The sequence below is a fragment of the Halanaerobium sp. ST460_2HS_T2 genome (assembly GCF_003337665.1).
Classification (GTDB): domain Bacteria; phylum Bacillota; class Halanaerobiia; order Halanaerobiales; family Halanaerobiaceae; genus Halanaerobium; species Halanaerobium kushneri.
Genome location: NZ_QPJF01000007.1, coordinates 17,109 through 41,632 on the forward strand (window position 1 = coordinate 17,109; position 24,524 = coordinate 41,632).

23 protein-coding genes are annotated in these 24,524 nt (G+C 35.4%); 3 read left to right on the forward strand and 20 right to left on the reverse strand.

What is annotated here, in order from left to right; translation table 11 throughout:
- Positions 1–13: 13 nt before the first annotated feature.
- The 4 genes from hydE to DFR80_RS04625 all read right to left on the reverse strand — a co-directional run bounded on the left by hydE (position 14) and on the right by DFR80_RS04625 (position 4,284).
- Positions 14–1,057, reverse strand: coding sequence for a [FeFe] hydrogenase H-cluster radical SAM maturase HydE (gene hydE, locus DFR80_RS04610; RefSeq protein WP_076544231.1), 1,044 nt, complete (start codon positions 1,055–1,057; stop codon positions 14–16).
- Positions 1,058–2,329, reverse strand: a complete 1,272-nt coding sequence (gene hydF, locus DFR80_RS04615; RefSeq protein ID WP_073156619.1) for a [FeFe] hydrogenase H-cluster maturation GTPase HydF — start codon at positions 2,327–2,329, stop codon at positions 1,058–1,060.
- 140 nt (positions 2,330–2,469) lie between these two features.
- Complete coding sequence (hydG, locus tag DFR80_RS04620; RefSeq protein ID WP_114489320.1) at positions 2,470–3,915, reverse strand: [FeFe] hydrogenase H-cluster radical SAM maturase HydG; 1,446 nt, start codon at positions 3,913–3,915, stop codon at positions 2,470–2,472.
- A 111-nt stretch (positions 3,916–4,026) separates the two neighbouring features.
- Complete coding sequence (locus tag DFR80_RS04625) at positions 4,027–4,284, reverse strand: TM1266 family iron-only hydrogenase system putative regulator (protein WP_114489321.1); 258 nt, start codon at positions 4,282–4,284, stop codon at positions 4,027–4,029.
- Positions 4,285–4,790: 506 nt separating this feature from the next.
- Between DFR80_RS04625 and DFR80_RS04630 the strand changes: the two genes are divergently transcribed.
- The 3 genes from DFR80_RS04630 to DFR80_RS04640 all read left to right on the forward strand — a co-directional run bounded on the left by DFR80_RS04630 (position 4,791) and on the right by DFR80_RS04640 (position 8,318).
- The gene (locus DFR80_RS04630) at positions 4,791–5,747 is read left to right on the forward strand and encodes a TAXI family TRAP transporter solute-binding subunit (RefSeq protein ID WP_114489322.1); all 957 of its coding nucleotides are present in this window, start codon (positions 4,791–4,793) and stop codon (positions 5,745–5,747) included.
- A gap of 134 nt (positions 5,748–5,881) precedes the next feature.
- Complete coding sequence (locus DFR80_RS04635; protein ID WP_233493719.1) at positions 5,882–6,382, forward strand: DUF1850 domain-containing protein; 501 nt, start codon at positions 5,882–5,884, stop codon at positions 6,380–6,382.
- A gap of 1 nt (position 6,383) precedes the next feature.
- Positions 6,384–8,318, forward strand: a complete 1,935-nt coding sequence (locus DFR80_RS04640) for a TRAP transporter permease (RefSeq protein WP_114489324.1) — start codon at positions 6,384–6,386, stop codon at positions 8,316–8,318.
- 164 nt (positions 8,319–8,482) lie between these two features.
- Here the strand turns inward: DFR80_RS04640 and DFR80_RS04645 are convergent, their stop codons facing one another.
- The 16 genes from DFR80_RS04645 to DFR80_RS04720 all read right to left on the reverse strand — a co-directional run bounded on the left by DFR80_RS04645 (position 8,483) and on the right by DFR80_RS04720 (position 24,517).
- Positions 8,483–8,953, reverse strand: coding sequence for a hypothetical protein (locus DFR80_RS04645; RefSeq protein ID WP_114489325.1), 471 nt, complete (start codon positions 8,951–8,953; stop codon positions 8,483–8,485).
- 98 nt (positions 8,954–9,051) lie between these two features.
- Entirely contained in the window at positions 9,052–9,681 is a 630-nt protein-coding gene (locus tag DFR80_RS04650) for a ThuA domain-containing protein (RefSeq protein ID WP_147270169.1), read from the reverse strand.
- Positions 9,682–9,832: 151 nt separating this feature from the next.
- On the reverse strand, positions 9,833–11,047 hold the full coding sequence (locus DFR80_RS04655; RefSeq protein WP_114489327.1) for a pyridoxal phosphate-dependent aminotransferase: 1,215 nt from the start codon (positions 11,045–11,047) through the stop codon (positions 9,833–9,835).
- Between the two features lie 50 nt (positions 11,048–11,097).
- Positions 11,098–12,009, reverse strand: coding sequence for a diguanylate cyclase (locus DFR80_RS04660; protein WP_114489328.1), 912 nt, complete (start codon positions 12,007–12,009; stop codon positions 11,098–11,100).
- A 93-nt stretch (positions 12,010–12,102) separates the two neighbouring features.
- Positions 12,103–13,299, reverse strand: coding sequence for a M20 family metallopeptidase (locus DFR80_RS04665; RefSeq protein ID WP_114489329.1), 1,197 nt, complete (start codon positions 13,297–13,299; stop codon positions 12,103–12,105).
- 1 nt (position 13,300) lies between these two features.
- A complete protein-coding gene (locus DFR80_RS04670; RefSeq protein ID WP_114489330.1) occupies positions 13,301–14,986 on the reverse strand; it encodes a methyl-accepting chemotaxis protein in 1,686 nt (561 codons plus the stop codon).
- A 57-nt stretch (positions 14,987–15,043) separates the two neighbouring features.
- Complete coding sequence (locus DFR80_RS04675) at positions 15,044–15,472, reverse strand: ATP-binding protein (protein ID WP_114489331.1); 429 nt, start codon at positions 15,470–15,472, stop codon at positions 15,044–15,046.
- 21 nt (positions 15,473–15,493) lie between these two features.
- Positions 15,494–15,841 carry an STAS domain-containing protein gene (locus tag DFR80_RS04680; protein ID WP_114489332.1) on the reverse strand — a complete coding sequence of 116 codons (348 nt, stop codon included), beginning with the start codon at positions 15,839–15,841 and terminating at the stop codon, positions 15,494–15,496.
- 54 nt (positions 15,842–15,895) lie between these two features.
- A complete protein-coding gene (locus DFR80_RS04685) occupies positions 15,896–17,251 on the reverse strand; it encodes a PP2C family protein-serine/threonine phosphatase (protein ID WP_158537679.1) in 1,356 nt (451 codons plus the stop codon).
- Positions 17,252–17,377: 126 nt separating this feature from the next.
- Positions 17,378–17,803 (reverse strand): ATP-binding protein, encoded by a 426-nt coding sequence (locus DFR80_RS04690; RefSeq protein ID WP_114489334.1) that lies wholly within the window; start codon positions 17,801–17,803, stop codon positions 17,378–17,380.
- 62 nt (positions 17,804–17,865) lie between these two features.
- Positions 17,866–18,177 (reverse strand): STAS domain-containing protein, encoded by a 312-nt coding sequence (locus DFR80_RS04695; protein ID WP_114489335.1) that lies wholly within the window; start codon positions 18,175–18,177, stop codon positions 17,866–17,868.
- A 42-nt stretch (positions 18,178–18,219) separates the two neighbouring features.
- Positions 18,220–19,449 carry an HD-GYP domain-containing protein gene (locus DFR80_RS04700; RefSeq protein ID WP_147270170.1) on the reverse strand — a complete coding sequence of 410 codons (1,230 nt, stop codon included), beginning with the start codon at positions 19,447–19,449 and terminating at the stop codon, positions 18,220–18,222.
- A gap of 148 nt (positions 19,450–19,597) precedes the next feature.
- Positions 19,598–19,798, reverse strand: coding sequence for a ferritin family protein (locus DFR80_RS04705; protein ID WP_114489337.1), 201 nt, complete (start codon positions 19,796–19,798; stop codon positions 19,598–19,600).
- 111 nt (positions 19,799–19,909) lie between these two features.
- Positions 19,910–21,451, reverse strand: coding sequence for a complex I subunit 5 family protein (locus DFR80_RS04710; protein ID WP_114489338.1), 1,542 nt, complete (start codon positions 21,449–21,451; stop codon positions 19,910–19,912).
- 3 nt (positions 21,452–21,454) lie between these two features.
- Complete coding sequence (locus tag DFR80_RS04715) at positions 21,455–22,987, reverse strand: complex I subunit 5 family protein (protein ID WP_114489339.1); 1,533 nt, start codon at positions 22,985–22,987, stop codon at positions 21,455–21,457.
- A gap of 3 nt (positions 22,988–22,990) precedes the next feature.
- On the reverse strand, positions 22,991–24,517 hold the full coding sequence (locus DFR80_RS04720) for a complex I subunit 5 family protein (protein ID WP_076544330.1): 1,527 nt from the start codon (positions 24,515–24,517) through the stop codon (positions 22,991–22,993).
- Between the last annotated feature and the right edge of the window lie 7 nt (positions 24,518–24,524).

A 24,524-nucleotide genomic window follows, 5' to 3' on the forward strand; every position in this document is an offset into this window, starting at 1 on the left:
TAATATTTAACTTTTACTCTCTTAAGCTGTGACCCTGATTCTGACTTACATAACGACCAAGTGAAGCTATTATACCGCCGATACACTGACGACAATCTCCTGCTTCTTCATTTACACATATTTTATCTGGATAAATCTGATACTGTTCTCGATATCTGCCATCTGTTACATTAGGCATAACTACATTGGCTCCTGCCTGCAGAGCTTTTTGGCGCCCTTCAGCATCAATGGTCCCCAGCGCAGTTGTCGCCGGAATATGTGCTAAAGGTAGTAAAAGTCGGCTTAAAGCAGTAAATTTTAAAGTCATCTCGACTGTTCCTTTTTCACTCCCTCTTAACGGTGTCTGCTGATGGGGAATAAAAGGACCTGAACCAATCATATCAAGTTCTAAATCCTGACAGAGCAGCAAATCTTCAGCCAGAATTGCCGGAGTCTGATCCGGCAGACCAATTATAACTCCACTTCCAATCTGATAACCTAAAACCTTTAAATATTTTAGACTTTCAATTCTATTTTCAAAACTCATTCCTGGATGATATTTTTGATAAAGTACTTTATCTGCTATTTCATGTTTTAAAAGATATCGATCTGCCCCAGCCTCCCGCCAGAGTTTATAAGCCTCAAAATCTCTTTCTCCCAAACTCAGAGTTACTGCCATAGCTGTAGTCTTTTTAATTTTTTTGATAATTTCAGCTATTTCTTCTGCAGGATAATCATCCTCTCCTGACTGCAGAACCACTGTTTGATAACCCAATTCAGACGCCATTTGAGCAGTTTCAATAATTTCTTTTGACTTTAACTGATAGCGTTTGAGCTGCTGGTTATCTTTTCTCAATCCACAATAATAACAGTTTTGTTTACAGTAGCTGGAAAATTCTATAATAGCTCTTAAATGTACTTCATCACCACAAATTTCGTCTCGCTTTTCATCTGCTTTTTGTAATAAATAATCTAGATTGGCTAAATCTTCTGCCAATATAGCAGTAATATCCTCTTTATTTAATTGAGCTTTATCATATGCCTGATCAATTATTCTTTTGATTTCAAACTGATTCAACTAAATCACTCCTACAATTTTTTCTTGATCCTGCTGCCAGAGTTCTAAAGCTTCTGGAAAAGGTTCCAGAGCTCGGTCCAAAATCCCGTGCAGCCAGGCAATACCCATTCCATAATTAATCACCGGAACCCCCGCAGCCTCTGCTTCCTTCAGCCGTGATAGAACTTCTTTACGGTTTAACATGCAGCTGCCGCAGTGTAAAATCACTGTATAGTCTTCCAGATTATCTGGAAATTCCCTACCTGAAACATGGTCAAATTCAATTCCAGGGCTTATTTTACTGTGGATCCAATTTGGTATTTTGACTGTTCCAATATCATCCTGCTGACGTCTGTGAGTACAGGCTTCAGCTACCAGCACTTTATCTCCGGCCTTTAATTTTTCCATTGCTTTTGCTCCCCGGACAAAGGTCTTCAGATCACCTTTATAGCGTGCAAATAAAACGGAAAAACCTGTCAGCAATATTTCTTCTGCTACCTCTTTGGAAACTGTTTCAAAAGCCTGAGAATCAGTAACAACAATTTTGGGAGGATTTTTTAATTTATCAATTTCTGATTTAACCTTTGTTTTTTTAGTTACGAGAGCAGCAGCGTCATGATCCAGAATATCTCTAATTGTCTGTACCTGAGGTAGAATTAGTCTCCCCTTGGGAGCAGCACTATCAATAGGAGTCACTAAAACAACAGTATCACCTGTGTTAATTAAATCTCCCATAATTGTCTGGCGGCTGCAGTCTTCCGGCATCTCTTCTGCGATCACTTCTCTAATTAAGTCTATATTAATTTCCTGGTCTGCACTGGCTTTAATGAATTCGAGCTTGAATTTCTTTAAAAATTGATCAAGCTCCTTTAAAACAGATCTCTGCTCAGCCCTTTCTGTTTCCAAAAGCTCAATTTTATTCAGCACCACAATAAATGGAATATCCCGTTCTTTGAATTCTTTAATCAAATCAGCTTCAAATTCTCCTGCTCCCTGAACCGCAGAAATAACCAGCAGGGCCAGATCAGTTTTGCGCATAATTTCTTTGGTCTTTTTGATCCTCATTTCTCCAAGCTCACCCTGGTCATCAATCCCCGCTGTATCGATCATCATCACAGGACCAATTGGCAGCAGCTCCATTGCTTTATAAACAGGGTCAGTAGTTGTTCCCGGCTGGCTGGAAACAAGGGCCAGCTTCTGATTAGTCAGTTTATTTATTAACGAAGATTTACCAACATTCCGCCTACCGAAAACTGCGATATGTGGTCGATCTCCCTTGGCTGTAGAATTCATTTTCCCACTTCCTTATTTTAAAAATTTTATTAAAAAAAGTTATATCATTTAAAATCAAATCACTTTCCTACTAAAACTTGGCTTTAGATTTTAAGTTAAAATCATTATATTAATCATTATATTATTGAAGAACTTAAAGGCTAAAGGTATAAATCGTGCTTTCCATCAGAAATATCATCAAGCTTAGCAGCAATATTTTCAGCAAGTTTAGGATTATCATTTTCCAGTTTCTCCATCAGTTCACTCAAACATTCTTTGCCGTGTTTACGGCTCACTTCAGTTCCATAGTCTTCTAAATATTCCTTAAAAGTCAGCATTGCGTTGGGGCGACAAAATTCCTGAATCTTACCTGGCTTAGCCAGATCCATAAAATCTTTTCCGGTTCGGCCCAGACGATAACAGGCTGTGCAGAAGCTTGGAATATAGCCATCCTTTGCGATTCCTGTAATTATTTCATCAATTGGACGCAGATCATGAAGTGAGAACTGGGCCAGTTCTTCTTTGTTTTCTTCTTTTTTCTCATAACCACCGGGAGTTGTACGGGAACCTGCAGAAATCTGAGAAACTCCATGTTCAAAAAGTTCATTACGCATTTCTGTACTCTCTCTGGTTGACAAAATCATTCCTGTATAAGGCACAGCCAATCTTAAAACTGCAACTAATTTGCGGAAATCAGCATCAGAAACAGGATAAGGAACCTCATCTAAGGGAGTTCCCAAAGCAGGATTGAGCCTGGGCACGGAAACTGTATGTGGTCCAACTCCATACTTTTGATCTAAATACTCAGCATGTAAAAGCATTCCAATCACATCAAATTTATAATCATAAAGTCCAAATAAGGCTCCAATACCTACATCATCAATTCCGGCTTCCTGAGCCCTATCCATAACTGAAAGTCTCCATTCATAATTACTCTTTGGACCATCTGGATGCAGTTTTTGATACTGTTTCCGGTTATAAGTCTCCTGAAAACAGGTATAGGTTCCAATCTCAGATTCTTTTAGCTTTTTAAAATCTTCTGTGCTTAAGGGAGCAATTTCTGCATTTATTCTTCTAATCTCCCCTCCATTTTCAGTTTTTACATCATAGGCAGTTTTAATACTTTCTACAACATAATCCAAATCAGTAACTGGAGCTTCCCCGGTTAAAACCAAAAGTCTTTTGTGCCCCTCCCGCTCTAAAGCTTCAACTTCGCTGCGAATTTCCTGCTGTGAAAGCTTTTTGCGATCAACCTGATGGTTGTCTTTGCGGAAACCACAGTAAAGACAGTTATTAACACACTGGTTGGCAAAATACAAGGGTGCAAAAATCACCAACCTCTTACCATAAATTTCTTCTTTAACTCTGCGGGCCGCTTCCAGGAAGCGGTCAATCAGTTCTTCATCCTCTACCTGAAGCAGTGTTGCTGCTTCAACTGGAGTAATCCCCTTAAGTTCCAGGGCTTTATCAATTATTCTTTTCACTTCTTTTTGACTGGGTTCCTTTGCCGAATCTAAAATACCTTCAATTTTCTCATCAGTTATATAATCACAAATTTCAGTCCGATAATTATCTCCAAATTCTTCTTTAAAATAATTAATTATAATCTCCTCCTAATTAAAGTACTGGTGCCGTGTACCACCCGTTTTTTGTTTTTTTATGTCGAATATAGGTGTTTTTCGACATTAAGTTTTATTTTACTACACAATACGACAGGTTCACGGTACCTGTACACTGGTTAATGCTGATTTTAAGTTCACACCGGGCAAATTACCCAGCTTTCCTGTCATTGCACCTATCTCATCCGGAGTTCCCTCCACAATTAAAGAAATCATGGACAGCCCATGTTCTGCTGATGGAATCCCCATTCTTCCAATAATACACTCTGCATGACTGCTTAAAATTTTATTAATTTGATCACTTACCTGCTCTCTTTTCTCTACAACCAACGCTACTGAGCCAATTCTTTTTTTCATCATTTACCTCCATCGATTGTGATAATTTTCTTTTGTACTCTTAGAAAAATAAAACCCTACCAAAAATAGGCAGGGTAAAATTAGGCATAAAAAGATCCCCTCCCCTGATCCTCAGAAATTTTCCTTAAATTCAGGAAGTGCAAAAATATGATATCCTTTCAGACAGGTGGCCCCGGCTGATCAGATATTAACTTTATCTTTATTATAAACTATATTTTGTGTTTGTTCAAGTTTTCACTTTGTTTATTTTTATATTTTTAACATTTCTCTTCAGATCTGGATTTATTAATACATTTTGATTTATTTGACTATTATTAATATATTGAGTTTTTGAAGTAATGTATACTAAAATCCGCGTATTTAAAAGCTATTATGCTTTGAACGCTTTCTTATCTATTTGCTTTTTGACTCAAATTATTGTAAAATTGAATAGGAACATTTTAATCTAAAAATATTTATATTAAAGTGTTAAAGTATTAAATTCTAGAAGGGAGAAGATATAATCTATGTTAAAAAAGAAAAATTATTTACTAGTAGTTACTGCCGTTATTACTTTTAGTCTTTTATTCAGTGGGATGGTTTCTGCAGAAACAACCTTCCTCTCAATTGCAACTGGAGGTACTTCAGGTACTTATTATCCTGTAGGAGGCGCAATTGCCAAGGTATTGAATGAAAACATCGATAATATGAATGCCTCTGCTCAATCAACTGGAGCTTCTGTTACTAATACTCGTTTAATTTACAACCAGGAAGTCGAATTAGCTATTCTGCAAAATGATATTGCCAGTTATGCTGTCAATGGTGAGAATCAGTTTGCAGATAACCAGGTTAATAATATGAGTGGAATTGCAGCTTTATATCCCGAAGTTATCCAGATTGTAGTTCGAAGTGATGCTGGAATCGAATCAATTGCAGACCTGAAAGGCAAAAGTGTAGCAGTTGGTGCACCTGGTAGTGGTGCTGAAGCTAATGCAAAACAAATCTTAGAATTCTTTGGTTTGACTTATGATGATATAGAAGAAGATTATCTGTCATTTGGTGAAGCAGCAAGCCGTCTTAAAGATAGACAGATTGATGCGGCTTTCTTAACTGCTGGTATCCCTACAGCTGCTGTTATGGATGTTGCAGCAACACAGGATATTTCTCTGATTAACTTTAGTGATGAAGATATTGCAGCCTTAAATAGCGAATATCCTTATTTAACTGGAGTAACTGTTCCAGCAGGTAGTTATAATGGTTTAGATAATGACATTCAAACTGTAGCTTTAAAAGCTATCTTAGTTGCTGATTCAGATTTAAGTACAGATGTGGTTTATGAGATTACTAAGGCAATTTTTGAAAATAGAGATACTTTAATTGCTGCTCATGATAGAGCCAGAGATATTAAACTGGAAAGTGCTATGGATGGAATGACAGTAAAATTACATCCTGGTGCTCAAAAATATTATGATGAGGTTAAATAAATTATCAAAGAAATTAAAGTAATTTAGTTATTATCTTTGATTATCTTTAAATAAGATAAAATTATATTATGCCTTTAAAATAATTATTGAAGGAGGATAACCGGGTATTGAAAAATACCCGGCTCTCATTTCTTATGAAAAAAAATACACTATTAAAATTTTTTTTGCTTTCATTATTACTTATAGTAATATTTTCACTCTTTGTTTTTAAAGTAAATGTACTGCAGATAATTGATTATCAAGAAGATAAGTTAATCTGGCAAAAAAGAGCTGAGGAAGGCGCAGAATTTAGTATTAAATATCTTCACTCAGTAGCCAGAACCCCGGTCATAGAATTCTTTGAAATCAAAGATGGAAAAATATTATTAACCGGAACAGAATATGAATCTTATGGAGCAGGTCTGCCAACTGAAGCTGTCCGAGGAGAGTACCTGGTAAAAGATGATAAGTTTATAATTAAAGATATTGATCAGTATTTGCCAGAAATTCTACTTAGAGTTAGTGATTATGCAAAACATGAATTTATTTTTAAGGAGAATACATTTCCTCTTTATAAAGAAATAAAAACTGAAACCCTGCTTCAAATTAAAACAGAAAAAATTAGCTATTTTAGATTTATTAAAAGGAGGTTTTAAAATGGCTGAAAAAGAACATTTAAAAGAAGATGAGCTATTAAAAAAATATGATCCCAGCACAGATTACAGACAGTATACTGGTCTGGCTGCAATTTTAGTTTCAACAATTGCAATAACTTTATCCTTATTTCATCTTTATACAGCTGGCTTTGGAGTTTTACTGGCTCTTAAACAGAGAGCTGTTCACCTGGGCTTTATCTTTACCCTTATCTTTCTTCTTTATCCAGCTTTAAAGAAGAAGAAAAAAAATAAATTAATACTCGCTTTCGATCTAGTACTTGCCCTGGGAAGTATTGCTATTTCTTCTTATATTATTATTAATTATGAGGCACTGGTACACAGAGCAGGAATGTACAATCAGCTGGATCAATTTATGGCAATTTTAGCAATTATCATTGTACTGGAAGGAACAAGAAGGGCCTTAGGACCTGAATTACCTGTTATTTCTATAATCTTTTTACTTTATGCTCACTACGGCCAGCAAATGCCGGGGATGTTAGCCCATCGCGGTTATTCCTGGTCCAGAATTGCAAGTCATATGTACTTTACAACTGAGGGTATTTTTGGTATCCCTCTGGGAGTATCTGCTACCTATATCTTTCTCTTTTTACTTCTGGGAGCCTTTGCTAAAAGAACCGGTCTTGGTGACTTATTCATTGATCTTGCTATGTCTCTTACTGGAAGAACTACTGGCGGACCAGCCAAGGCTGCTGTTGTCTCCAGTGGTTTAATGGGTTCAATTTCTGGTAGTTCTGTTGCCAATACAGTAACCACTGGCTCTTTTACAATACCTCTGATGAAAAGAGTTGGTTATGATGCTAAATTCGCAGCTGCCGTTGAAGCATCAGCTTCTACAGGTGGCCAGATTATGCCCCCAATTATGGGTGCTGCTGCCTTTATTATGGCCGAGTTTATTGGTGTTCCTTATGTTACAATTGCCAAAGCTGCAATTTTACCGGCAATTTTGTATTATATAACAGTTGGTTTGATGGTCCACTTTGAAGCTAAAAAAGCTGGTTTAAGTGGAATGAGTGAAGAATTAATTCCAAAATTTTTAACTGTTCTCAAAACTAGAGGACATATGATTGCTCCTTTGATAATCATTTTTTATTATCTATTTAGAGGATATACTCCTCTCAGAGCTGCTTTTTTAGGAATTATTGTTTCTTTTGCTTTAAGTTTTCTTAAAGAAGATACCCGGATGAGTTTACAGGATTTAATGGATACCTTAAGGGAAGGCGCTATTTCTGCCCTTGGAGTTGCCGCAGCCTGTGCTGCAGTTGGTTTTATAGTAGGAGTAACAACTTTAACTGGACTGGGACTCAAATTTACCAGCCTTACTGTTGCTCTAGCGCATGGTAATTTATTCCTGGCTTTATTTTTCACCATGGTTGCCTGTACTATCTTAGGAACAGGATTACCAACAACAGCAACCTATATTGTGCTGGCAACTATGGCTGCACCAGCTTTAACTCAACTGGGAGTACCAATTTTAGCCGCTCATCTCTTTGTACTTTACTTTGGAGTAGTAGCAGATCTGACTCCTCCAGCCGCACTCGCTGCTTATGCCGGAGCAGGTATAGCAGGTTCCAACCCACTGCGGACAGGAATTACAGCTGTTAAACTTGCTATTGCTGGTTTTGTGGTGCCATTTGTTTTTGCATATTCGCCTTCTCTGCTCCTGATAGACACAACAATATCTCAGGTTATTTTAATAACTGGAAGTTCAATTCTGGGAGTTTTTTCGCTAGCAGCAGCAGTACTTGGTTATCTAAACCGACAGACTACTATTTTCGAAAGATTTATTCTGTTGGGAAGTTCTATAGCACTATTATTTCCAGGCTGGCAGTCTGATATTTTAGGTGTTGCTTTACTGGCAGCGGTATTATATCTACAGTTCAGAAACAAAAATAAGCCCGGTGTTAAAACAGCTTAAATAAAAATAGTTAAAAAAATATTTTCAGCTGTATATAAAAACTTAATAAATGTGTTCTTCAGACATAAAAAATCCCCTTTCTGATAAACAGAATTATATTATTTAATCTGTCTATCAGAAGGGGATCATATCACAAAACTTGGAAGGGCTTTTGATTTAATTGCTCAATTTTTATGATTATAACCAATTCGTTCTTTTCGAATTATTTTAACAAATTCCTCAAACTGCTGATAGTAATTAGCAGTATTAAACTCAACCACAATTTCGGGTTCAATAGACGAAGAAGTTATAACCTCAAACTTACCCTGTAAAAGACAGAGATCAAGCTCCAGAGCACTTATCTTGTCATAATAAATATGCTTCATTTTATATCCAAGATATTTATCGCTAATCTCCTTAAATCCCTCTTCCGCATAAACCAGCCCATGAGTTGTAGCAACTAAAATTTTAGCCGCCGAAAAAATAGGAGAAGCTTCGACCCGTTCATTTAAGTGCTCTCTTTTAATAAATAACAGATCAATAATTTCTTCATCCCGGGTGAAAACAGATCTACTCTGCACAATTTCCTTAAATATATGATGCACATCAAAATCAGCCTCAACAATTTTTTCAATCTTTTCTGCTAAAGATTTCATTTTATACTCCTTTCTCCTGACAGAGATCAACAACACTGACATCCTGACACCTAATAGCAATTTAAGCCAAAGAGTATAAATATAAATAAATATTTAGATTATAATTCTAAGATATTATTAATCAATTTCTGCATCATTTTTTCTTCAAAAACTTCCAGACTGTGACCCGGTGTTAGCACTATTACTTTTCCATTTTTATAATCCTTCATCCAGCCGGCTGTGCTTTCTCCAAATTCTTTACTTACAGCTTTTAAGAAGACTTCAACTTCTTCCTGGTCAATTTCCATAAAATACTGCTCATCTTTTATTTGAAAATCTTTAATCCCTCTGGTCAGTGGATTTTCAACTACTGTCCGCAGTGTCATCTCTGGATGATCTTCCGGGTGCTCAATAAAGTGTCCCCCGGCAATTTTTCTAAATAAACTGTCCTCAGGATAACTTGCAGTGCCCGAATGAACTAAAAACAGCTTACCTCCTTCAGCCAGAAACTGATCAATTCTTTTTTCATGGTATTCATCCAGCCAGTAAGCCTCATCTTCCGGATCATTTATCTTACCCCAGGTTGCTAAAATCAAAACATCATACTCCATCAACCCATCCCAGTTAATCTCCTGATGATTACTGTAAATATCCAGATGATAGTTCTTTTTTATTATCATCTTTAAAGCCTGTTTTAAATAATCGGAAGGATGATAATAATCTCCCACTAAAGCAAGTACTTTTTTCATCTCCCAGTCTCCCCTTTCCTGAATGAAATTTAAAAAATAATAATTCCTAATCAAAATATCTCCTGCAGATTGATAATCAAATTTATTTAAATTGCAGTGGAAAAAAACCAGAGAAAGGGTCTGCTGATAATCATCTAATAATTTTTAATAATTACTGCTTGTAACTGCTTAAAAATTTCTCCAGCCTACCAATAGCAATTTTCAAATCCTCCTCAGGTGGTAAAAAGACCAGCCTGAAGTGATTGGGTTCCGGCCAATTAAAACCACTACCCTGAACTAAAAGAACCTTCTCCTGAGTTAAGAAATCAAGAATAAATCGCTCATCATTTGTAATGTTGAACCTCTCTGTATCAACTTTAGGAAATAAATAAAGACCGGCTTCTGGTTTAACACAGCTAATGCCAGGTATATCTGTCAGCATTTTATAGGCCAGATCACGCTGATCCTTAAGCCTTCCTCCCGGCAGCACCAGATCATCAATACTCTGATATCCACCCAGTGAAGTCTGAATTGCATATTGAGAGGGAACATTACTGCAAAGCCGCATAGAAGAAAGCATATTTAGTCCTTCAATATAGCTTTCTGCATGATACTTCTGACCACTAAGCATCATCCAGCCAGCTCGAAATCCAGGAACCCGGTGCGATTTAGAAAGACCACTGAAAGTAACCACCAGCACATCTTCAGTTAAAGTAGCTATCGAAGTGTGTTCGGCACCATTATATGTTATTTTTTCATAGATCTCATCACTGTAAATAATTAGCTCATTTTCTTTTGCGATTTCTATAATCCCCTCTAAAATTTCTTCCGGATAATTTGCTCCAGTTGGATTATTGGGATTAATAATCACAATTGCTTTGGTATTGGTATTAACCTTGGAACGAATATCATCAAGGTCTGGATACCATTTAGACTGCTCATCACAAAGATAGTGAACAGCTTTACCACCAGCTAGATTTACCGAAGCCGTCCAGAGAGGGTAATCAGGCATCGGAATCAATACTTCATCACCGTTATCCAAAAGCCCCTGCATAGCCATAGTAATTAGTTCACTGACTCCATTACCAATATATATATCGTCAATTTCTACATCCATAATTCCTTTTTTCTGATAATATTGCATTACTGCTTTGCGGGCCGGAAAAATACCTTTTGATTCACAGTATCCCTGTGCATTTTTCAGGTTATACATTACATCATGAATAATTTCATCTGGAGCATTAAAGCCAAAGGGAGCTGTATTGCCAATATTTAATTTATAAATATTGTATCCCTCTTCTTCCAGACGGGTCGCCTCATCAAGCACAGGACCTCTAATATCATAACAAACATTTTCCAGCTTAAGTGATTTTTTAATATAATCCATATCTATGCCTCCATTTTTACTCAATACTCGCTGCTCATTGACTCAGTTCTCTAACTTGAATAAATTCTCTTCCCCTTATTATTATACATCATTTTGTCTGCCTTTTTAAATATCTGGTCCAAATTCTGTTCACTTTTAGTTTTAACAGCAAAACCAAGAGAAATATTAAGACATTCAACCAGCTCCCGCTGCTGGTTATACTTTCTCTGATTAAATTTTATCCGCTGATATATTTTTTCTGCTGTCCTGAAATCTGTCTCCGGTAAAATGATTGCAAACTCATCTCCACCAATCCTGGCAACTATATCTTCATTCCTGCTTGATTTTTCCAGAACCTCCGCTGCTGCTTTAATATACATATCACCCATTTTGTGGCCGTAATTATCATTAACAATTTTTAAGTTATCCATATCTGCCACTAAAAGAGTAATTGGTAAACGTCGAGATGCATCCAACCTGTCCAGTTCATTTTCAAAATATCTGCGGTTATATAACCCTGTCATGTCATCATGAAAAGATAAATATTCTACCTCATTTAAAAGATCCTTTAATTTCCTGTTTTTCCGCTTCAACTTTTGCCGGGTTTCATTTAACTTTAGATGAGTATTAACCCGGGCCAGAACAACTTCTTTTTGAAAAGGTTTTACAATATAATCAACCGCTCCTGCTTTAAATCCTCTGACAATATGCTCACTCTTATCAAGGCCACTAATAAATATAATTGGAATCTGTCTGGTCTCAGGATTGGCTTTCAATCTGGTGCAGACCTCAAAACCATCAATTTCGGGCATCAAAATATCGAGCAGGATCAAATCTGGTTTTTTCATTTTTACAAATTCTAAGGCTGCCTTTCCACTTCTTGCTAGAGCAATTCGATAAGACTTTTCTTTTAATATATCACTTAAGATCTTAATATTCAATTCGCTATCATCAACTATTAAAATAGTTTTATTCTGTCTCATTAATATTTAGCTCCCTCCAGCACCAGTTAACCCAATTAAATCTAAACTTACTATCTTTTTTTACTATTTCACCCGGCTTTTATGCTTATACTTCTAAGAAGAGAAAAAATCAAATGCAGTCTGAGCCATCACTGCAACACCATCTTTTAAAACTGAATCATTAAATTTAAAATCAGACTGATGATGATTAATTATCTCATCTTCAGGGGCGATTCCCAGGTAATAAAATACTGAGGGAACTTTTAGCCCAAAATAGGAAAAATCCTCTCCTCCCATTTCTGCTTTCTCTTTTTCTCTGACTCGATTTTCACCAAGCACTTTAGCTGCAGCCTCAGCCAGAATCTCAGTCATCCCCAGATTATTAACTACCGGTGGATAACCAAAAATATAATTAAAATCATAATCAGCACCATAAATATTACAGATATTTTTAATTACTTTTTCTATACTTGCTGCCAGTTCTTCCCGAACTTCACTTTTTAGAGATCGAACTGTAGCCTTAAGTACTGCCTGATCAGGAATTACATTATGAGTACTGCCAGCTTCAAAATTACAGACAGAAATAACAGCTGATTCTAGAGGGTCAATCCGGCGACTGACAATTGTCTGCAGAGCAGAAATTATTTCAGCACCAATTGGAATTGGATCAATTGTGTTCTGAGGACGGGCAGCATGGCCACCTCTACCTATAATTTTAAGATCAAAACGGTCAGGTGAAGCCATAAAGGGCCCACTTTTATATTCTACCACTCCTTCGGGAGTGCTGCCCCAGAGATGCAGCCCTAATGCTGCGTCAACATCAGGATTTTTAAGTACTCCTTCTTTAATCATGCCCTCAGCTCCACCGGAAGTTTCCTCTCCCGGTTGAAACAGAAATTTTAAGTTACCATTAAAATCTGCGGCCATTTCTTTTAGTACCATTGCAGTCCCAATTAAAATAGCAGTATGTCCATCATGTCCACAGGCATGCATAACTCCTTCTTTTTTTGATTTAAACTCAAGCTTATTGTTTTCTTCAACAGGTAGAGCATCCATATCAGCCCTGATTAAAAGAGTTTTTGCATTAGTATTACTGCTATTTCTAAAAGTAGCAGTAACACCTGTGCCAAAAATATTTTCTCTAACCTCAAAACCCAGCCTTTTCATTTCTGCCGCTGCTAAAGCAGCGGTTTCTTTTTCCGCAAAGGAAAGTTCTGGATTCTGATGAATTTGGTGTCGGAGCTCAATTATTCTTTCTTCAACAGCGGCTGCCTTTTCTTTTATTTTCTGACTCAAGTTTTGTTCTTTCATTTTATTTAACCTCAAATTTTTTAATTAATGATTGTAAATGATTTGCCATATTCTCTAATTCATCTGCAGAAGCAGAGATTTCTTCCACTGTTGCACTCTGTTCTTCAGCCAGAGCTGAAACCTCTTCGGCACTGGCAGAGTTATTTTCAATAGCACCACCAACATTATCAACAGCATTATTAATCGTATCAATAATTTCATCAAGGTAATCTGCAAATTCGTGCATATCTCTTACTTTTTTGGTGGTCTTTTCGGAAGCAGTAACCATCTCTTCTAAAGAATCTCCCGCTTCGTTAATAATCTGAATTTGTTTATTCACTTCTTCAATATTAGTATCCATAGAATTGACAGTTGCAGTTGTCTCCGATTGAATATCTTCAATCAAAGAACTAATCTGAGTTGTTACTTCCGAAGACTCTTCTGCCAGTTCTCGCACTTCTTCAGCTACAACTGAAAATCCTCTTCCCTTTTCTCCTGCTCTGGCAGCCTCAATTGCTGCATTTAGGGCCAGTAAATTAGTTTGAGAAGAAATTCCTTCAATCATTGCCACCATATCGCCTATTTCTTTTGAGCGTTTGCCCAGCTTTTCTATAGCCTCGGTTGCAAAGTTAACTGTTTCACTGACTACATCCAGCTGACTGATTGCCTGCCTGATTGCCTGCTGTCCCTTTTCGGCTGATTCTGCAGACAGATCTGCCATTTTTAAACTTTCTTCTGTATTTTTCTTTAAAGTTTTACCTTCCTGATTAAGCTGTTTTGCAACATCCTTAACTTCATTGACTTCACTGCCTATAGCCTCACTGCCTTCAGCAACTTCTGTCATACTCTGTGCAATATCTTCTGCACTGCGTCCGGTATCTTTAGAAACTGAATTTAGATCCTTAACAGCTGTCACAACAGCATCTGTATTATCATCAATATTATAAACCAGATCACGCAGGGTATCAATCATTTTATTAAAAGCAGTGACTAAAGTTCCAAGTTCATCTGTCTTTTTGCTTTCAACCTTGTTTCTCAAATCTCCTTCAGCAACTTTATCAGCCTGCTCAACCAGCTGATTAATGGGACCAACGGTTGTTCTGGTTAAAATCCAGGCTATTAATGCTGATAACAGCAGGGTAATTACTGTAACTGTAAAGAATATTTTATCAGAAAAAACCATCATTTCTGCTTTTTCAGCTTTGAGCTGATCAATTTCTGTCTCAGTTAAACTTATCATCTCACTTAAATGTTCTCGAACCAGTTTTAGATCCGGTTTAATATCTTGATTAAAAACCCTCTGTGCTTCTTCCACCTGACCTGCTTTAAATAAAGCAACAACTTCCTGACCGTGCTGATGTAAATGTTTATGTGGAGCTTCCATTGCCTGATATGGTTCTTTAAAATAATCTTCTGGGGTAATACTATAATACCACTGACCCAGATTACATTCTGTATGATCCCCCAATTCAGGTGCCGGTCCTCCAATCATCATATCATAAAGACTGATCATCCAGAGATGATGATCAATCTCTAAATTGGCCAGCTCTAATTGAAAACTCTGCATATCCATAACTTCTTCTTCCATCTCAATTACTCGATGAGAATAATGGTATTCAATATAACTGGCTGCGGCAAATAAAATAATAATAATTAAAAAAGATAGAGCAAATTTTGCAAACATAGAACCCTTAATTTTTTTTAGCACTTTCTTCCCCCCGTTTATTAAATCTCTTTATTTTTTATCTAATTTTATATTTTTCGATCAGACCTTAAAAATTGCTGTAATCTCATTTCCTGTAGAATTAAATTTGAGCTGATCTGAAACCTGATAAATCATTTTTAATCCTCGACCTTTTTCCTCAAAGACAGGCATTGTTTCTAAATCATATTTTACCCAGTCAAAACCAGGGCCAGGATCTTCCACTGTCAGCTTAAGTGTTTTCCCACTGACCTTTAACATAACTTTAATCCCCATTTTTTCTGTCCTACTAGACTTTTCTGCAGCTAAAGCACAGCCATGTTCAATTGCATTTGCCAGCATTTCACGAGCAGCTATTTCTAGATTAAATTTAAGCTCCTCAGCTGATATGCTAGACCCCTCAATCACCATAAATATTTTTTCTATAAGTTGAGAAATCTCTGCTGCTTTACAGCCAATTTTAAATTTTTCTTCTAACTCTGGCTTCTGCATTTAAAACACCCCAGCTCTATTTTAGTTTTGAGTTACAGCTTCTTCCAGACTGTTATAAACAGGAATTATCTCAGTCATTTTTGTAACATCAAAAACCCGTTTGATTTTTTCATTCGGTTCCGCAATAAACAAAGATCCTTCTCTACTTCTCATAAATTTAAATAATGATAAAAGAACTCCTACTCCGGAACTATCAAGATAAGGAACACGCGAAAGATCAATAATTAATCTGGAAATATCTTTATTTTGAGACAGTTTTTGCTTTGCGTTTTCCTTGAGCTGATTCGAATTATCAAAAATTACTTCTCCATCTAATTTCAAAACAGCTGTATTTTCTTCTACCTGCATTTCTAAAGATTCTTCTAACAATACTAACACCCCTTTTTATATTTGTTTTGGCTGTCCTAATTAAGATTAAAAATTTTAATTTAAGTTTAGATTATCCTCTTTGATCAGCATAATAAAAATCCTATTATTTAAGCTGCTGTGGCTAAAGTAAATTTCAGCTTGATTAAATAAAATATCAGCAGTGCTATTACCATTCAAATTTATATCCATCTCAGCAATAGAAGTTAAATCCGGGAAATTTTTCAACAGAGTTTCCCAGCCACTATCATTGTTTTCTTTTTCCAGTCCAAACATCAAAAGCTGCTGATTGTTAATTGCTTTCACTTTAACTTCAGAGTCCAGGTTTTTTAGCTGATTAATAATTATTTTTTTAAGTGTTTTAAGCTGACTGTGTCCGGACCAAAGATTCTGATTTAAAAATTCCATAATTTCAGTCTTTTTTGTTTCTGCATTTTCCTGATCAAGACTAAAATTTATAATTTCTCCCTCCGGCCTTTCCAGCAAAAGATAAGTTATATCATCTTTACCAGGATTATCACCAGTAAAATTGTAAAAATCACTGCGAATTAAATCATTTAAAAAAGGTGCCGGTAAAAATTTATATTTGTCTAAAATTTTCTGCAGCTGCTTAAAATAAATTCCAGAACCATTACTCTGTTCCAGTAGGCCATCAGTAGAAAGAATCAGAGTTGTATTTTTTTCAAAATTAATACTGTGTTCTTTGCGCTCACTTTCAATAGCTCCCAGAGCTGTCGAAATTGGTAGCCCACCAATATTAATCTCAGTCAGTTTATTATTATTATCCAGCTTGTAAATTGGATACTGAAAACCTCCACTGCTGTAACTTAATTTATTTTTCTTTATATCGAGAACAGCTATAAATAAACAAACCAGATAATCATCTGGAAATCCTTCTTTTTGATAACGCTGATCAATATAATTCATTAATTCAGAAGTCGAAATTTTTTCACCAGGACTGTGACGCAGCTTAAAATAATTTTCAATGCTTTCATTAACAAAAATCGATAAAAGTGTGCTGTCAATCCCGTGGCCTGAAACATCAAAAAAATAAACTAAATACTGATCAAAAAATGGATCCAGTGCGCCGTGATCAATCTTGAAAATATTGTAATAATCACCACCGATATATTCGGCTGGTTGATAGTAATCACTGATAAAATAATCATCAGGTTCAGCAAGTTTATCGGGCAGCATCCGCTGATGTATATTTCTGGCTTTCTCAAGTTTCAATTTTATATTTGTTTCCAATTCTTCAATTATATTTTCCTTTTCTTTTAAAAGCTGATAACTTTTTTCTTCTTTAAATTTTAGCTGCTTAACTTCTTTCTTTAAAAAAACCAGTTTCACTACCAGAAAAACCCCCAAAGCAATAAGCATTAATACTGTCAAAAACAATAATGATTGATTCATAAAGCCCATCCTTTAATTCTCTATTTTAAGAAAAAAGTACTGATAGACTTAAGTATATAATTTAAAAGTTAAAAAATCAATTTAGTTTCTACAGCTAAAATTTCTGCAGTTAGAATAAATTGATTTTCATAAATTAATTTTTTTTAATAAATATGCTTTGTTACCTTTTTGATTATAATAAAAACTGTCACAACCCCTATCAGTCATCATAATACCCCTGCCTCTCTCACTATCTCTACCGATATCAAAATTCTGGCTGATTTTTTGGCGCCAGTTAAATCCTGTTCCCTGATCTTTTACCACAGCAGCAATATATTCTCCGGTAATTTTCAGGTCAATATCTATCTCTTTTTCTGGATTTAGCTGATTTCCATGTTCTGCAGCATTCATAATAATCTCATGTAAGGCCATAGCAAATATATCAGAGCTGATGGAATTTGGAAGAAGTTTATAAATCACAGCCTGAAATTCACAGACAGCTTTTTTTCTGCTTTCCAGTTCAAAATGAAATTCTTTTTTATCTTTTTGAACTCCAGCTTCATTATTCTTCATTACTTCAACTCCTATTTTTATTCTTTTAATTTCAATTGCAAGAGCTTAATTTAAAATTATGCCTAATCCTCAATTTCAATAACCTTATTTAAATGAATCATTTCAAACATATTTTTAATATAATCGCTCTTTACATTCCTAATAATAAGAGTCCCATCCTTTTCCTTTAATCTTTTATGAAAAAGCAATAACTTCCCCAAACCAGAGCTGTCAATACTCTCCACCTCTGAAAAATCAATCACAACCTTTTTATAATCCTGCTCAAACAATTCCAGCAGCTCATCTTTTAATTGCTGAGAATTTGAAAAATCAATATTTCCCACTGGACTAATCATAACCTGATTATTATCAATAATATCTGTTTTAGTTTCCATTCTTAATCTCCCCCCATTTTTAATTCTAAATCTTATTTAAATTTATATGGCATTTTTTAAAACAGAAATAATTTCGCCATCTAGTTTTGCTTTCTGCTGCATCTCATCAATGATGCTTAAAGCTTTCGAAATAGAAAAAGCAGGCCGATAGGGTCTATCTTCAGTTAGAGCCTGGAAAACATCGCTGACTGCCATAATTCTGCTTCCGGTATTTAAACCATCTCCTTTAATTCTAAAGGGATAACCTGTACCATCAAGCCGTTCGTGATGAAAAGCTGCCCACTCAGGAATACTGCCCAACCCCTTAATTTTATTTAATAATTGATAAGTATAAAATGTATGCTGTTTAACCACTTTAAATTCCGAGGTTGTAAGTTCTTCCTTTTTTTCAATAATTTTATTGGGAACAATTAATTTTCCTAAATCATGAAAAAGACCAGCTATTCTAATTGCCCGCTGCTCTCTCAAACTATATCCAAGCTCATTAGTAATCATGGCAGCAATTGTAGCCACACCTGAGCTGTGACGAGAGGTAAAGGGACTCACTCTATCGATCAAATGTGCAACAATACTCGCCATGGATTCAAGGTTACTTAAATTAATGCTTACTTTTGTTTTTTTACCCCATTTTGTTAAAATATTTTTATATTCTTTTACTTTTAAATTTAACCAGAATGATTCCTTTTGGGCAATTATAGAAAAAGCTCTTGTTAGCTCTGGATCAAACCAGCTTGCTGACTTAGATTTTACTGCTCTAATAATATTTTCGACCTGATTTAAGATAAAGACATCCGGATCAATATAAGCCTCAATTCTGTCAGCTAGATGAATAATTCTGCTGGCAAGAGGAATCTTATTTTTTTTAAGCTGATCAAAATTTTTACCATCCCATTTATGATGATGATAATAAATAATCTCAGCCAGTTCAGGTATAAAAGTTAATTTTTGAGTTAATTCTGCCCCCAGTTTACAGTGAGATTCAGCAAGACCCAACTCTACCTGAAAAAGATTTTGAGCTCTTTCTTTATTTTCATGATCAACTATACCAATATCATGAATTAAAGCTGCTAACAAAAGTTTATTAATATCTTCTGAACCAAGTTCCAATACTTTTGCTATCTCTAAAGCAATATAGGCAACTCTCTGTGAATGATCAAGCAGTTTATAACTTCCCATATCTAAAGCACTGGATAAAGTAATAAAAAGCTCACTCAACCTCATTTCAGAATCGGGTAAATCACCTAATTTATTTAACTCAATTTTTGACTGCAACAAAATACCAGCTCCCCCCAACTATTAATTGAGAATAATTACTATTATAATCTGATTATAGCTAATTTTATAATTTTTTGCAAGTTTATATATTTTTTGTTTTATCTTTTTTACAGTTTAAAATTTAATCGAGCTGATTAAAATAAAACTACTTATCCTGCAGATGATCTTTTAAAGCTTCATAGCGAGAACGCAGAAGTTTTTCATGCCCTTTTTCATCTTTGATTAACTGTTCAAATAGCGCTTTAGCTTTGGGATCATCAGTCTGCTGCTTTAAATACTGATATTTTTCTTGAGCGGCAATTTCATCCTCTATCGCCTCTAATAATCCTTCTAAAACAACATCCATTACTATCTCTCCTCTCTAATTAAATTTTTTCTATAATTAATTTTGAACTTTTCTGCTGTTTACAACTAAAAGTATATATTTAGATAGTTTAAATAATAAAAATAATCAGGTTTAAAAATAACTATAGATCTGCTGCCAGAGTAAAAGCACAGTTAAAAAAATAGGAATCCATAAAAGCTGGATTGTAAAATCCTGATAGATAAAGTCATGTAGTTGACGAGAAGCGTTAAAAATTGCATTATAAAAAAATGTTTCAAATATTTTTTCTGTATCAAAGCGAACACTCCGACGGCTTAATCCATAAACAAAGTTTAAGAATAACTGCAGATAGTTTTCCAGGGATAAATTGTTGCGTGCTTCAACTTTAAAACCTCTGTTATTATAAAAAAGATAAGCAGAAATGACTAAATAAACCAGAGTATCCCGCAGCCCACTTACCAGATGAAAATCTTTTTCTACTAAAGCTGTCAGAATATTACCTGGCAGTTCCGGCCAAAAACCGATCCCTATAATACCCACCATGCCAATTAAAAGCGCTAAAATATCATGAGTATAAATTTGATAATGGTTAAAGCCGCTTTTTAGATCTTTAATAAAATTGCTGTAATCTTGATCCTTAATAAAGAGCCAGTAAATAACTCTACCTGCATAGAGAAAACTTAACAGACCAAGCAGAAAAAAGACCACTGTTGAGAGTAATCCCGCATTTTGAGCAGATTTAATTAAATATTTACTGTTATAGCCAGCAGTAAAAACAACAGCACCGAGAGAAAAAAAACTTAAAATTGTAGCTGCTGAAGTAATTGGCCTGCGGCTCAAAGCATCTCTAAAATCATAAATGATTCGAGTTCCATATTCCTTCTGCCAAATACCACTGCTGATAAAAAGAGTTGTTTTGGCAAAACCATGGGCGATAATATGTAATACTGCTCCATAAAAAGCATATTTACCACCTGTACCAATGGCCAGAGCAATAAATCCCAGCTGACTTACTGTAGAATAGGCCAGCATAATCTTCAAATCAGCAGAACGCAGAGCCTGCCAGCCAGCATAAATAACCATCGCCAGCCCCAACAAAAATAGAAAGGTATTGCCCTGCTCCAGTGGAATAATCTTTAGCAAAAATATATAGCCCAGTTTAACAACCCAGCCGGACAAAATTGCACTCACAGGTGCCGGTGCTTCTGAATGAATTGGAGGCAGCCAGAAATGAAATAAAAAGAGACCACTCTTCATTCCAATTCCCATAATCAATAAAAACTGCAGAGGTATAGAATTAATTGCTCCAATTTTTGCATAACCAAATGCATTAGCTGCCAGAGCTCCAAAAAGAAGAATACTGCTGCCGCTGAATTGAATTACAAAATACTGACGAACCAGTTTCCAGTCACTCCAGGCCAGCATAAAGGTTGTAGCCAGAGTTACCATCTCCCAGGCAAAAAGAAAGAAGAACCAGTCATTTGTAAGAATTACAACCAGCGAACTTAAAAGATACACAAATGTTAAAATATAATACCAGAATTTATTTTCTTTTATATAATTCCAGGCTGCCAGAGCTGTCATCAGAGTTAAAATAACTCCTACTTCAGCCAGCAGAGGAAAATAACTATCAAATTGAAAACTCGACAGAAACTGCTGCCAGATAACAGCCATAATTTAACCTCCCAGTACTAATTCTATATATCTTTCTACATTCATTACACTTTCAATTGACATTCTAAGCGGTAAATCAAAAAATCTAAACCCAAGTCCAAAACCAATAATTATTGCTGTATAGGCATAAGTAATAAAACTGACTATTTTTTCTCTGTAAAGAACAGATAAAAGGGGCCTGCTGTAAATTTCCTCTTTTAAATCATCTTCTGTCAGTTTGATTTCTTCAAAACCCTTGGCAATATAACGCAGATAATAAATTACAGCTGTCAGACTTCCAAAAATAACTATAAAAGCACCAAAATAACTACGTGCTTCTAAAAAAGCCATCAATACATACCATTTACTGGCAAACCCCAGCAGGGGTGGCATCCCAATCATACTTAAAAGCAGAGCAATAAAAGCAATAAAAACTGAGCGGTTTCTAATCCCAACCCCTTTAAAATCCCGATAGGCATGAGAGCGAGTATACTGAAGCAAATAACCACAGGCAACAAAAAGGCCGGCCTTCATAAACATATGACTAATTATATGCAAAATACCTCCATAAAACCCAGCTTCTGTATTAAGCATAATTACCGCAGTTATCATCCCAATATGGCCTATGCTGGAATATCCTAAAAGCCGCTTAATATTATCTGACTGCAGAGCAAAAAGATGACCTAAAAATGAAGAAAAAAGTGCCAGATCAAGCAGTAATATATTTAAATTCAAAGCTTCTAAAGTTTTAAAACCTATAACTGTCCAGAAAATCCTGATAAAAATATAAAGATAAACTTTTGAAAGTACCCCTGATAAAACAGCAGTTACCGGTGATGGAGCAGTATCATAACTTTTGGGAAGCCAGAATAAGAAGGGAAAAACTCCCATCTTAATTAAAATAGCTGTTAGAAAAATAGCTGTTATAAATAGCTGAATTCCACTTTCCAGACTGGCAAAATTCTGAGAAATATCTGCCATATTTAGGGTTCCCAGATTAAAATAAATGAGCAGTACTCCCAGGAAAAAAAGTAGTCCTGCTAAAACATTATAAATTAAATATTTAATTGCTGCAGCACTTGCTTCCTGGCTTCTTTTAAAACCAATTAGTGCTCCAGAAGTAATAGTTAGCATTTCGATAAAGACATAAATATTAAACATATCGGCTGTTAAAATAGCGCCCATTGAGGCTGCAGCGATTAAAAAATATAATACATAATATTTCCCCTCATGATGACCTATATAACCAATCGAATAAATAACAATCAGAAAAAGACTCAAAGCTGTAATCACAGCAAAAACAAGACTTAGAGCATCCATCGCCAGAGAAATACCAATAGGTGGCTGCCAGCCTCCAAGATAATACTGCAGGAAGAAATCACCACTTTTAAGGCTCTGATAATTATTTATTATAATACTTATAATTAAATATGATTCCAGTAATATCCCCAGCAGAACAAAAAAGCGCCTTAATTTAGCATTTATCAGATCGATAAAAGGTATTAAAAAGGCTGTACCCAGAGGTACCAAAATCAAAAATAAAATTTTAATATCCATTAATCAACCTCCCAGAACAAGCTCAATATATTTCTGCGGATTTAATAGTTCAAAAATAGCTGTATTAACTGGTAATTCAAATAATTGATAACTCAGCCCGAAGAAAATAACCAGCAGGGTAAAAATATAGATAACGGTTTTCATAATATTTGTCGAATTAAAAATTTCTCTTAGTGAAAAAAATTCTTCCTTTAAACTAAGACTCTCAGATTTAACTGTCTCATAGGCCTGCGAGATATAGCGCAAATAATAGATAAGAGCAATTATACTTCCTGCCCCAACCACAAATGCCCCAAAAAAATGCCTGGCTTTTAAAAAAGCAAGCAGCACATACCATTTGCTGACAAAACCTATTAAAGGCGGCATACCAATTGTTCCCAGACAGATAGTAATAAAAGCAATAAAAACCAGTCTGTTTTTATGACCAATCCCTTTTAGATCATCTATGTGATGAGAAAGAGTTCTCTGCAGTAAATAACCACTGCTTAAAAAAAGTCCGGATTTCATCAATAAATGAGCAATAATATGCAGCAGTCCTCCGTAAAAAGCGGCTTCGGTGTTTAGCATCAGCACAGCCAGAATCATGCCAATATGACCAATACTCGAATAAGCAAGCATTTTCTTTAAGTTATCAGCCTGCAGGGCAAAAATATGGCCAATTAAACTCGAAACTAAGGCCAGATCAAGCACAAAAGCATTAAGGTGCAGATTAACTAAAAAATCAAAGGAAATCATAGTCCAGAATAAACGCATAAATATGTAAAGATAAACTTTTAAAAGCACACCCGAAAGCAGAGCACTTATTGGGGCAGGACAGGCACTGTGAGCTCGAGGCAGCCAGAAATGAATCGGGAAAATTCCCAGCTTAATAATTAAAGCCAGCAGAAAGAAAATTATAATTGTAAGCTGCATTGGAGCTGAGATTAAAGAAAATGATTCAGCTACTGCTGCCATTTTAAGAGTTCCCAGCTTAAAATAAATTAAGATCATGGAAATAAAAAAGAAGATCCCACCGGTAATCCCATAAAATAAATACTGCATTGCTGCCCTGGTTGTTTCCTCGGTTTTCTTAAAAGAAATTAGGGGCGTTGTAAAAATGGTAATTGTCTCAATAAATAAATACAGGGTAAAAAGATCAGCAGTCAGAATACTGCCCTGGATTGCAGCCAGAACCAGAAAAAAGAGAGCAAAATATCTATGTTCTTTGTCTCTGATATACTGAGTCGAGAAGATAACAATTAAAAATACAGCTCCAGTCACTATTAACGAAAATAGCAGGCTCAAATTATCCATAGCAAAATTTATTACAAAGGGTGTATTCTGATAACCAATAGTATACTGGAGAAAAAAATCAGACTTTTTTACAGCCTCATAATTTACAACAAATAAAGAAAAAATCAAATAAAGTTCTATTCCGGCTCCTGTAATTGCAAAAAAGTTTCGAAGCCGCTGCTTAAAATATTTGCTGAAATACATAATTACTGCAGTCAGAGCCGGTAAAGCAATTAGCAAAATCAGTTCAATGTTCATCCAACTC

Coding starts and splice junctions, on each gene's coding strand:
- hydF (WP_073156619.1), bottom strand. CDS start 2,329: ATGAATTCTACAGCCAAGGGAGATCGACCACATATCGCAGTTTTCGGT.
- DFR80_RS04625 (WP_114489321.1), bottom strand. CDS start 4,284: ATGAAAAAAAGAATTGGCTCAGTAGCGTTGGTTGTAGAGAAAAGAGAG.
- DFR80_RS04630 (WP_114489322.1), top strand. CDS start 4,791: ATGTTAAAAAAGAAAAATTATTTACTAGTAGTTACTGCCGTTATTACT.
- DFR80_RS04635 (WP_233493719.1), top strand. CDS start 5,882: ATGAAAAAAAATACACTATTAAAATTTTTTTTGCTTTCATTATTACTT.
- DFR80_RS04640 (WP_114489324.1), top strand. CDS start 6,384: ATGGCTGAAAAAGAACATTTAAAAGAAGATGAGCTATTAAAAAAATAT.
- DFR80_RS04645 (WP_114489325.1), bottom strand. CDS start 8,953: ATGAAATCTTTAGCAGAAAAGATTGAAAAAATTGTTGAGGCTGATTTT.
- DFR80_RS04650 (WP_147270169.1), bottom strand. CDS start 9,681: ATGAAAAAAGTACTTGCTTTAGTGGGAGATTATTATCATCCTTCCGAT.
- DFR80_RS04655 (WP_114489327.1), bottom strand. CDS start 11,047: ATGGATTATATTAAAAAATCACTTAAGCTGGAAAATGTTTGTTATGAT.
- DFR80_RS04660 (WP_114489328.1), bottom strand. CDS start 12,009: ATGAGACAGAATAAAACTATTTTAATAGTTGATGATAGCGAATTGAAT.
- DFR80_RS04665 (WP_114489329.1), bottom strand. CDS start 13,299: ATGAAAGAACAAAACTTGAGTCAGAAAATAAAAGAAAAGGCAGCCGCT.
- DFR80_RS04675 (WP_114489331.1), bottom strand. CDS start 15,472: ATGCAGAAGCCAGAGTTAGAAGAAAAATTTAAAATTGGCTGTAAAGCA.
- DFR80_RS04685 (WP_158537679.1), bottom strand. CDS start 17,251: ATGAATCAATCATTATTGTTTTTGACAGTATTAATGCTTATTGCTTTG.
- DFR80_RS04690 (WP_114489334.1), bottom strand. CDS start 17,803: ATGAAGAATAATGAAGCTGGAGTTCAAAAAGATAAAAAAGAATTTCAT.
- DFR80_RS04695 (WP_114489335.1), bottom strand. CDS start 18,177: ATGGAAACTAAAACAGATATTATTGATAATAATCAGGTTATGATTAGT.
- DFR80_RS04705 (WP_114489337.1), bottom strand. CDS start 19,798: ATGGATGTTGTTTTAGAAGGATTATTAGAGGCGATAGAGGATGAAATT.
- DFR80_RS04710 (WP_114489338.1), bottom strand. CDS start 21,451: ATGGCTGTTATCTGGCAGCAGTTTCTGTCGAGTTTTCAATTTGATAGT.
- DFR80_RS04715 (WP_114489339.1), bottom strand. CDS start 22,987: ATGGATATTAAAATTTTATTTTTGATTTTGGTACCTCTGGGTACAGCC.
- DFR80_RS04720 (WP_076544330.1), bottom strand. CDS start 24,517: ATGAACATTGAACTGATTTTGCTAATTGCTTTACCGGCTCTGACTGCA.